We start from the raw sequence: 10,000 nt of genomic DNA, 5'->3' as shown, positions 1-10,000 counted from the left end.
ATGTGGTCACGATCAATGTTGAGGCCAATCGAAAAGGCACCGTCCGGATTGACCACCAGTTGTGTGGCGGGCTGACCGCGCCCGCCCGTCAGTCGCCCGGCCTTCAGGATCAGGCCGTCATTGAGCAGGCGCCGCGTAATATTGGCGATGGCCGGGGCCGTCAGGCTGGTGATGTCGGCCAGATCGGCCCGGGTGATGGGCCCGCGGGCGCGGATGGCCTGAAGCGTCACGCGCTGATTGTGGTCGCCCGCGCGTTCGAGATTGGTGCCCGACAGGCCCTCCTCATAGGTGCCGTTGCGGGGGGGCATACGCGTATCGTCTGGAAACGCTTCCAAGGTCATGTTCTCGTGTCCGTAAGGCGCTAAATCGCCCGGAGGCCGTCTCGCGACGCGTGTCAAAGTGAGTGATCGGTCCGATGAAAGCCCTTCGTTCCTTACCCGGTTATGGAGCGATTGCATAAGGTGGTAAACAGGGTGCGGCACAGCCACCGAAATACGCGCGCCACCTATAGGCAAAAAGGGCTTTTGTCAGACAGACCTATAGAGGTTTAGGCTGCTTCCTGCCGTCTTACAAGACGTATGTCATACCCATTTATCGCAATGGCCAGACCGGTATTATTTGGCGATTTCGCCCAGAACCCAGTTTTCGCGGTGACGCCGGCGGTCGTCGCCCTGACGGATGTCGCGCACCGACTGGCATTCGGCGCGGCTGACCAGCCCGGTCTTCAGGCTGATGCGGTAACGGCAGGTGGTTCCGATATCGAGCTGGATATCGCCGACGGGGACGGGGGCGGCCTTGCGAATGCGCGCGGTGCGCGCCGCCGCCTGCTCCAGAGCCGGGCGGACACGAAGCGCATAGGCATCCAGCGCTTCGCGCGTCGGGCCGGATTCGTAGAGGACTTCGGCCTCGCCTGCGGCCTCATCCCACGCCGTCAGGGTCAGGCTTTCGCGCGCGCTGATCGTACCGCCGAACGGGCCATTGATCAGCGAATCCAGCCGGTAGGGGTTGTTAAGGCTAAGACCCAGATTGTGGGGAATGGCCAGAAGCGCGTCTTCCGGCAGGAACTGTTCCGCCGCCGTTTCCGCCGTCATCGGACCATAAAGGCCGTCAAAGGCGTCGCCTTCGCGGGCATCAATGGCGCCTGAACGGCGCATGGCGGCCTTCAGGCGGTTGCGCAGTTGCGGCCAGTTTTCAAGGCGCAGCGGCGTCAGGCTTTCGTCGGCAATATAGGTGATGTCGCGGATGGCAGCGGCGGCCTGCATCACCTTTTCCAGCTCCAGACGCTCAGCATCCGCCTCGGCGCCTTCGACCTTGAACGCGGTGTTTACCAGGGTTTTGACAATACGATAGCCGTCCGGATGCCGCGACAACTGGCTGAGATATTCGGCCTCCAGCCGCGTGCGGATCACCTTGCCGTTGGTTTCGCTTTCGGTCGTGCGCTTAAGCGTCTGACGCACGGCCGCCCCCGGCGGCAGGGTCAGGCGAAGCTGGTAATACTCGACCTGAAGCGGTGTCGCGCCGGGCACGTCGGCCCAAACCGGCGCGCTTACGCCTGCGGCTATGCAGGCTGCGATGACAACCGCCCTGATCATGGTTCGCCCTTCCCGTTTTCAGGAACCAGACCCCTGAATTAAGGTCTTTATGGCCCGACTTTGGGTCAACTCTGTGACGGCGGACTCAATCCTTGAAGAAGGTTTCGTACACAGACTGATCGAGCCGGTTCAGCCCCAACTGATACTCGTCGATGAACTCATGCAGGCCTGAGGCGATAAGGGCGGTGGCGTCGGCCTCCATCAGACGGGCGCGCAGGGCCTTCATGTCGTTCAGCGCGGTGCACTGCGGTTTTTTCTCGCAGATGGCTTCCATGCACACGGTGGCGTAGTCAAGCGAGAAGCGCACCGAGCGCGGAAACAGTCTGGAGAACAGCAGGAACTGCGTCACGTCGCGGTAATTGATCGAGTGGTATTCCTGCCGGTACATTTCCAGCGCATTGACCGATTTCAGCACGGCGCCCCACTGCACATTGTCATAGGGGCTATCGACCTGCTCTCCACGCGGCAAAAGCAGAAAGTATTTCACGTCGAGAAGACGCGCCGTCTTGTCAGCGCGCTCCAGCAACTGCCCCATACGCGCAAAGTGCCAGCCGTCGCCGCGCGACATGGCGTTGATCATCATGCCGGCGAAGTGGGTGCCCGACTGACGCACCTCGGTGTAGTAGGCTTGCAGGGCTTCGACCGAGCGCTTGCGGCTATGGGCCTGCGTCAGGTGGTAAAGCTCGTTGATCTTTTCCCATACCTCGACCGGGATCACTTCGCGCACCGTGCGGGCGTTTTCGCGCGCCCGGTAGATGGAGGACAGGATGGAGTTGGGATTCTTGTCGTCAAAGGTCAGGAAGCGCACGATGGATTTCTCATCGGCGGTGGCGTAGCGCTTGTTGAAATCCTCATCGTCGCCGGAGGTGGCGATCAAAGGATACCACTGCGTTTCCTCGACGCTCAGACCGAGATCGAGCATCAGGTGGGTGTTGACGTCGATGAAGCGCGCGACGTTTTCCGCGCGCTCCAGATAGCGCGACATCCAGTAGATTGAATTGGCAACGCGGCTTAACATCATGCGGAAGGTCCTGAACGGCGGTGGCCGAATAAAGGGGAGAGGCTGATCATTCCGCCACTCCGTAATAGTTCTCTTCGCCCAGCACCCAGGTATCTTTCGACCCGCCGCCCTGCGACGAATTGACGACCAGCGAGCCTTTTTTCAGCGCCACGCGCGTCAGGCCGCCGGGCAGGGTGAAGACGTCTTCTCCAAACAGCGAATAGGGGCGGAAATCGACGTGGCGGCCTTCGATGCCGTTGCCGATCAGGGTGGGCGCGCGCGACAGGGACAGGGTAGGCTGGGCGATATAGTCGCGCGGCTTGGCCCGGATTTTTTCGGCAAATTCCTTCTGCTCGGCCCTGGTGCTCTTGGGGCCGATCAGCATACCGTAACCGCCTGACAGGTTCACCGCCTTGACCACCAGCTTGTCGAGATTGGCCAGAACGTAGTCGCGGTCCTTATCGTCTTCGCAGATATAGGTGGGCACATTCTGGGCGATGGCGTCTTCGCCCAGATAGTATTTCACGATCTTCGGCACATAGGCATAGACGGCCTTATCGTCAGCGATGCCGGTACCCGGCGCATTGGCCAGCGCCACCTTGCCCTTGCGATAGGCGTTCATAATGCCGGGCACGCCCAGCAAGGAATCCTTGCGGAAGACCTGCGGGTCGATGAACTCATCATCAATGCGGCGATAGATGACATCGACCTGTTTCAGGCCCTGAGTCGTGCGCATATAGACCGTGTCGTCTTCGACCACGAGGTCGGAATTCTGGCACAGGGGCACGCCCATCTGCTGCGCCAGATAGGCATGCTCAAAATAGGCCGAGTTATAGATGCCAGGCGTCAGCACGACGATGTTCGGCTCGTCCTTGCCTTCGGGGGCAATGAATTTCAGCGTCTTGTACAGGTGGTCGCCATAGTTGGAGACGGGGCGCACCTTAAGGGTCTGAAACGCCTTGGGCAGGATGCGCTTTTGCACGGCGCGGTTTTCCAGCACGTAGGAAATGCCCGACGGGCAGCGCAGATTGTCCTCCAGCACGTAGAATTCGCCGTCGCCATCGCGCACAAAATCGGTGCCGGAAATATGCGTCCACACGCCCTTGGGCGGCGACAGGCCCTCACAGGGTTTCAGATAGCAGGCCGACGAAAAGATCAGTTCGGCCGGGATCACCTTGTCCTTGAGAATTTTCTGATCGTTATAGATGTCCTGAATGAACAGGTTGAGGGCCCGGATACGCTGATTGATGCCGCGCTCCAGCTTGTCCCAATCCGCCGCCGACACGAGGCGCGGAATGATGTCAAACGGCAGGATCTTCTCGGTGCCCTTCTTGTCGCCATAGACGTTGAAGGTGTTGCCCGACTGATAAAGGATGTCTTCGGCCTGTTTCTGGCGACGTTTCAGGTCGGCCCGGCTGAGCGCGTCCAACTGTTCGACAAGGCCTGATGCGGCCGGATGCGGTACGCCGTCGCTGGCGAACAGCTCGTCGAAAAACCCTTCGGTTTTATAGGATTCCAGACTCACGCGGGTGCCTCCCCAAAGCGGATAAACTCAAAAAATACGCGTACTTTCAAACCTTATTCCGATGCCCCTCAGGGCATCGTTACATAAAAAATCGAAAAATGCTGAAGGGGCGTCCGTGGGCGGCGACCCCGAGGCATTTTTCACTGTCTCTCTCCACTTGAAAGTACCGCAGGCGAAGCCGAGGACACTTTCAAGTGAGTTATCATAGATAGACCTCGTTCATCGTCACCTGCACGCGCAGGTCCTCCTTGCCGCCGCCGCGATAGATGGTGCCGGAGGTTGGCGTCGCATCGAGATAGTTGCGCCCGCACGCCACCCGCACATGGTCCTGCGACACGAGGCAGCCATTGGTCGGATCGAAGCCGCGCCAGCCGATATAGGGGATATAGACTTCGGCCCAGGCGTGGCTGGCGTCGGACTGAATCTTGTTCTCGTAATTGGCCCCGGTGAAGATGTAGCCCATGCGGTAGCGCGCCGGGATGCCCAGAAGCCGCGCCAGCGTGATGAACAGGTTGGCGAAGTCCTGACAGACGCCCTTACGATTGGCATAGACATCAAAAGGCGTGGTCGAAAACGAGGTCGAACCGGGCACGTACTGATAGTCGCGGTAGATGGTCAGGTTAATGTCGTTCAGCGTGTCCATGACGTGGCCGGCATTGCGCTCCGAGAAGGCGCGCGCATAGACCAGCAGTTCGGCGATCTGCGTTTCCGGCATTTCGAGCAGCAGCAGATAAGGCTCCATCACCTGAAGCTGCCACGGCATCCACGAAATGGGGAAGCGCGCCTGACGCTGGGCCGGGCCGTAATCGTCCGGGGCCTGTCCAAAAATCTTGACCAGTGAGCGGCACGAGACGGTCAGTTGCCTGTACGGCTTGATGATCGAATAGTGGATGTTCTGATTACCGAACACGTCCTCAAAGCGCACATCCTCGCCCTCGGCCGAAATGGTCAGGGTTGAATGGATGACCTCCTGAAGCTGATCTTCGACCGGCAGCAGGCGGAAGGTGTGGGTCGAATGTTCAACCGCCTTCTCATAGGTGTATTCGGTCGAATGCACCACGTCATAAAGGCGGTAGGTGAGGGGGCTGCCGTCCGGGGCGTGGGTGACCGAACGGGCATTAATCACGTTCGACTGCACGTGGCTCATGCTGGCCAGCTTGGCGACGATGGAGGCCTGCTGCGACTGGGCCTGCACGCTGGCGAACAGGGCGTTGCGTTCGGTGATCTTCTCGAGCGGCCCGCCCTGAAGGATGGGAGAAGACAGGGCCGACGGGCGGTCCGGCTGCTGAGGCGGCACCGGCAATTTCGGCGGGGCTTCTTTCTTGTTGGTCCAGATGACCGCGCCGCGCCGCGCGATGATCAGTTGCCCGCCCTGCATCGGCGTCCACTTGCCTGACGCAAACGGCGAGGAGGCGAAGACCACCGCCGTGCGGAAGGTGTCGCGCGGATTGTTCAGCGCGAACGACGCAGCGTCCGACTGAAACCCTTCGGCGGCGTGCGGCGGCTTGATGCGGCTGTAATAGAGGCTCGACTGCGATTTGGAGCCGTAGAAGACCGCCACCGTCACGCCATCGGAAATGGCCATGTCGGCGGATCCCAGATCATCCAGTTGCAGGAACCAGCTCAGAAGGACGTTGTGGTCGATGGCCGCGAGCGTGCGCGCGCCGTAATCCTCGATCTTGCCCAGCAGGAAGACCAGAGCCAGCTCTGAATCGGTGCGCCCCAGCGGCTCCAGAAAGATCGACTTGTTGTGGTGCAGCTTCTTGATGGCTTCCTTGTCGAGGTTGCCATTGTGCATGAACACCCAGTCCTGACCGGCAAATGAGCGGGTGAAGGGCTGGGTTTCCAGATGGGTATAGCCGGTGGCCGCGCCGCGCACCTTGCAGAAGAAGACGGTCGAGCGGAACCCTTCCCAGTCGCTCATCGCCCCCTTGAGCGACACCGTGTCCTTGGCCGCCGGGTCCTTGGCCACCATTGCGGCCTTATTATCCGCCGGGTACCATGCCAGACCCCAACCGAGCGTATGGTCGCCCTTTTGCGGGCCGGTGCGAAACTTCAGGTCGATGAGCGGCGAACTTAAGCCGTCGAAACTAAACGCAAAGATGTCGCTCGAAATATCGCTGAACAACGGGTGGTCCTTCTTGCTCACAGGAAACTAAACGGCCTTGGCCGGGTCTTGTCCATATGCCGTGCCGTATCAGAGTTACACATTTTTTTTGTCTTCGTTACAGTTCTGTGACGTGATTTTGTGGGAAAAGCCGACGTAAGCTGACGGATTGAAACGAAGCCTCTCACTTCATACCTCCCCAGCTTGCTGGGGAGGGGGACCGCACGAGGCGCGAAGCGCGAGATGCGGGGGTGGGGGCTTCAAGCGGCCCGGCGATTCTGTAGATTGCAGGTCGCAGGATATCTACCACCTCTCCCTGCCGGTGCAGGGAGGTGTAAGACGGCCATCTCTCCTTGCCAGAGGCAGGGAGGTATAAGACTGGATGAGTGAATGACCATACTGACGGCGCTGCATCACGTTACCGATTATCGTTACGAGCGGCCGATCGGCATGGGACCGCAGGTCATCCGGCTAAGGCCTGCCCCGCACACCCGCGCCCATGTGCAGTCTTACCGGCTGAAGGTCGAGCCGGAAAACCACTTCATCAACTGGCAGCAGGACCCCTTTGGCAACTGGCTGGCGCGCATCGTCTTTCCGGACAAGGTGGCGCAGTTCCGCGTCGAGGTCGATCTGGTCCTTGAAATCAAGGTCTTCAATCCGTTCGATTTTTTCCTCGAAGACACGGCGACCCACTATCCGTTCACCTATGCGGTGTCGCTCAAAGAGGAACTGACGCCCTATCTGGAAATCAAGGAACGCGACGACCTGCTGATGGACTTTGTACGGTCCATGCCGGACCTTAACCCGGCGACGGGCGAAAAGTGGGGGACGGTCGATTTTCTGGTCGCCTTCAATCAGAAGGTCAATTCGCACCTCAACTACACCCTGCGCATGGAGCCGGGGGTGCAGACCTCGGCCGAGACCCTGACCCTGCTTCAGGGGTCGTGCCGTGACATGGCGTGGCTGGCCTGTCAGGCCCTGCGCCACAAGGGGTTCGCCACGCGCTTTGTCTCCGGCTATTCGATCCAGCTCAAGGCCGATGTCGAATCGCTGGACGGCCCGTCCGGCGTCAGCGAGGACGTCACCGACCTGCACGCCTGGTACGAGGTCTATCTGCCCGGTGCCGGCTGGATCGGGCTTGATCCGACGTCGGGCATGTTCACCGGCGAAGGCCATATCCCGCTGTGCTGCGCCCCCAACCCTACCTCAGCGGCGCCCATTACCGGGGCGCACGAACCGGCACAGTCGCAGTTCAGCTATGAGATGGGCGTGACGCGCATCTATGAGTCGCGCCGCGTCACTCAGCCCTATACGGACGGCGAATGGCAGCGCATCGACGCGCTGGGGCATAAGGTCGATAAGGCCCTGACGGCGCAGGATGTGCGCCTGACCATGGGCGGCGAGCCGACCTTCGTGTCGCTGGATGACCGCACGGGCGATGAGTGGCATTTTACGGCCCTGTCTGAGACCAAGAAGAAACTGGGTTTCGACCTGTTCAAACGCCTGTCGGCGCGCTTCGCCAAGGGCGCGCTGGCGCAGCACGCGCAGGGCAAGTGGTATCCCGGTGAAATCCTGCCGCGCTGGGCGATGAACGCCTTCTGGCGGCTGGACGGTAAGCCCCTCTGGCTCAATGCGGAGCTTCTCATTGATCCGGAAGCCCCCGCCCATGAGCCGCAGGCGACGGCGCGTACCTTCCTGCGCACGCTGGCCGGGGCGCTGGGCCTGCATGAAGACCTCGTGATTGACGCCTATGAGGACATTCCCTACCACCTGTGGAAGGAGCAGCGCCTGCCGCTTGAGGGCGAGATGCTGAAGGCCGATGTCTATGAGGCGACGGAGCGTAAGCGGCTTCAGGCGCTTCTGGACAACGATCTGGGCCAGCCGACGGGTTTCGTCCTGCCCCTGCAATATTCGGCACAGTTTGACGGCTGGATGTCTAACCCGTGGCGGTTCCGCACCGAAAAGATGATGCTGCTGCCCGGCGACTCGCCGGTGGGGCTGCGTCTGCCGCTGGGGGCGCTGCCGTTGGTCGATCAGACTGAGGTGGACGCGCATCTCTTCCCGCCGCGCTCGCCCTTCGCCCCGACCGAGGCCTTACCGGAGGCGCAGTCTCTGGTGCCGCGCTTTGCCAGGGCCATCGGCACGGCGGGCGACCCAAAGCGCTGGGCCGGGCCCAATGGTCTGGTGCGCTCGGCCCTGTGCGCTGAGGTGCGGCATGGCAAGCTGTTCCTCTTCCTGCCGCCGACCGCCTATGCCGAGCACTATTTTGAGCTGATTTCGGCCATCGAAGCGGTGGCCGCGCACCTCAAGGTGCCGGTGGTCATCGAAGGTTACGGCCCGCCGCGCGACCACCGCATCGAGTCCTTAAGCGTCACGCCTGACCCCGGCGTCATCGAGGTCAATATCCAGCCGGCGCGCCATTGGGATGAGTTGAAAGACATCATCACCACAGTTTATGAGGAGGCGCGTCTGGCGCGGCTGGTCGCCGACAAGTTCCTGATCGACGGCAAGCGCGTCGCCACGGGCGGCGGCAATCACATCGTCATGGGGGCGCAGAAGCCGGAGGATTCGCCGTTTTTGCGCCGTCCTGACCTGCTGGGCTCGATGATCCGCTTCTGGCAGAACCACCCCAGCCTGTCCTACCTGTTTTCGGGGATGTATATCGGGGCGACGTCTCAGGCCCCGCGCATCGACGAGGCGCGCCACGAGTCGCTGTATGAACTGGAAATCGCCCTGTCCAACCTGCCCAAGGGCGAGGCGGAACAGGCCCCGTGGCTGGTGGACCGCCTGTTGCGTAACCTGCTGGTCGATCTGACCGGCAATACGCACCGGGCGGAATTCTGCATCGACAAGCTCTATTCGCCGGATTCCGACCGTGGGCGGCTGGGCCTGCTCGAAATGCGCGGCTTTGAGATGTCGCCGCACCCGCAGATGAACCTCATTCAGGCGCTGCTGATCCGCGCCCTGATCGCCGTCTTCTGGAAAAAGCCCTATACGGGGCGGCTGGTGCGCTGGGGCACGCAGTTGCACGACCGCTTTATGCTGGGCCATCAGGTGCGCGAAGACCTCCATGAGGTGCTCGATTTTCTGAAAAGCCACGGCTATGCCTTCAGCCGCGACTGGTTCATTCCCTTCTTCGATTTCCGTTTCCCGTCACTGGGCAGCGTGCAGATCGGCGGCCTGACGCTGGAGCTGCGCGCCGGGCTGGAGCCGTGGCCGGTGATGGGTGAGGAGCCGTCCGGCGGCGGCACGTCGCGCGGCGTCGATTCCTCGGTCGAGCGCATGGAGGTGGTGCTGTCCGGTGCGGTGGGTGATCAGCACGTCGTCACCTGTAATGGTCGCCGCCTGCCGCTGCACCCGACGCGCGATGCCCATATTCAGGTAGCGGGTGTGCGCTATAAGGCCTGGGCCCCGTGGTCGAGCCTGCACCCCAACCTGCCGGTCAATACGCCCCTGCAGTTCGATGTGATCGACACGCGGCTGGAACGTTCGCTCGGCGGCTGCCGCTATCACGTCATGCACCCCGGCGGGCGCAATTACGAGCAGTTGCCGCTCAATGAAAACGAGGCCGAAGGCCGCCGCCTGTCGCGCTTTGAGGCCCCGACCCATACGCCGGGCCGCGTGCGCGTGCCGGCCCTGCATATCAATCCGGACTATCCGATGACGCTCGATCTGCGGCGAAAAGACTAGGCCGTAGACTCATAACGCTCTGATCCAGATGCGAGAGGCTAAAATCTTGACAGCGGCAAGGAAGTTGAGGGGATTTTTGTCATACC

General features: G+C 61.3%; 6 protein-coding genes. 1 reads left to right on the top strand and 5 read right to left on the bottom strand.

The genetic code is table 11. From position 1 onward, the window contains the following. The 5 genes from LDL37_RS04975 to LDL37_RS04955 form a co-directional block, all read right to left on the bottom strand. The coding region (locus tag LDL37_RS04975; protein ID WP_290795171.1) for a winged helix-turn-helix domain-containing protein at positions 1-308 on the bottom strand (308 nt) is incomplete at its 3' end. 306 nt (positions 309-614) lie between these two features. Continuing rightward, positions 615-1,592, bottom strand: a complete 978-nt coding sequence (locus LDL37_RS04970) for a hypothetical protein (RefSeq protein ID WP_290795169.1) — start codon at positions 1,590-1,592, stop codon at positions 615-617. 85 nt (positions 1,593-1,677) lie between these two features. Continuing rightward, a complete protein-coding gene (locus tag LDL37_RS04965; protein WP_290795167.1) occupies positions 1,678-2,613 on the bottom strand; it encodes an alpha-E domain-containing protein in 936 nt (311 codons plus the stop codon). A 46-nt stretch (positions 2,614-2,659) separates the two neighbouring features. Beyond that, positions 2,660-4,117: a circularly permuted type 2 ATP-grasp protein gene (locus LDL37_RS04960; RefSeq protein ID WP_290795165.1), complete on the bottom strand. Its 1,458-nt coding sequence runs from the start codon at positions 4,115-4,117 to the stop codon at positions 2,660-2,662. A gap of 202 nt (positions 4,118-4,319) precedes the next feature. After that, a complete protein-coding gene (locus LDL37_RS04955; protein ID WP_290795163.1) occupies positions 4,320-6,266 on the bottom strand; it encodes a class II glutamine amidotransferase in 1,947 nt (648 codons plus the stop codon). 348 nt (positions 6,267-6,614) lie between these two features. Between LDL37_RS04955 and LDL37_RS04950 the strand changes: the two genes are divergently transcribed. Further along, positions 6,615-9,914 carry a transglutaminase family protein gene (locus tag LDL37_RS04950; RefSeq protein WP_290795159.1) on the top strand — a complete coding sequence of 1,100 codons (3,300 nt, stop codon included), beginning with the start codon at positions 6,615-6,617 and terminating at the stop codon, positions 9,912-9,914. Positions 9,915-10,000 lie beyond the last annotated feature (86 nt).

The organism is Asticcacaulis sp. (assembly GCF_020217185.1).
Lineage (GTDB): Bacteria > Pseudomonadota > Alphaproteobacteria > Caulobacterales > Caulobacteraceae > Asticcacaulis.
This window is presented reverse-complemented; position numbering and strand designations above follow the sequence as displayed.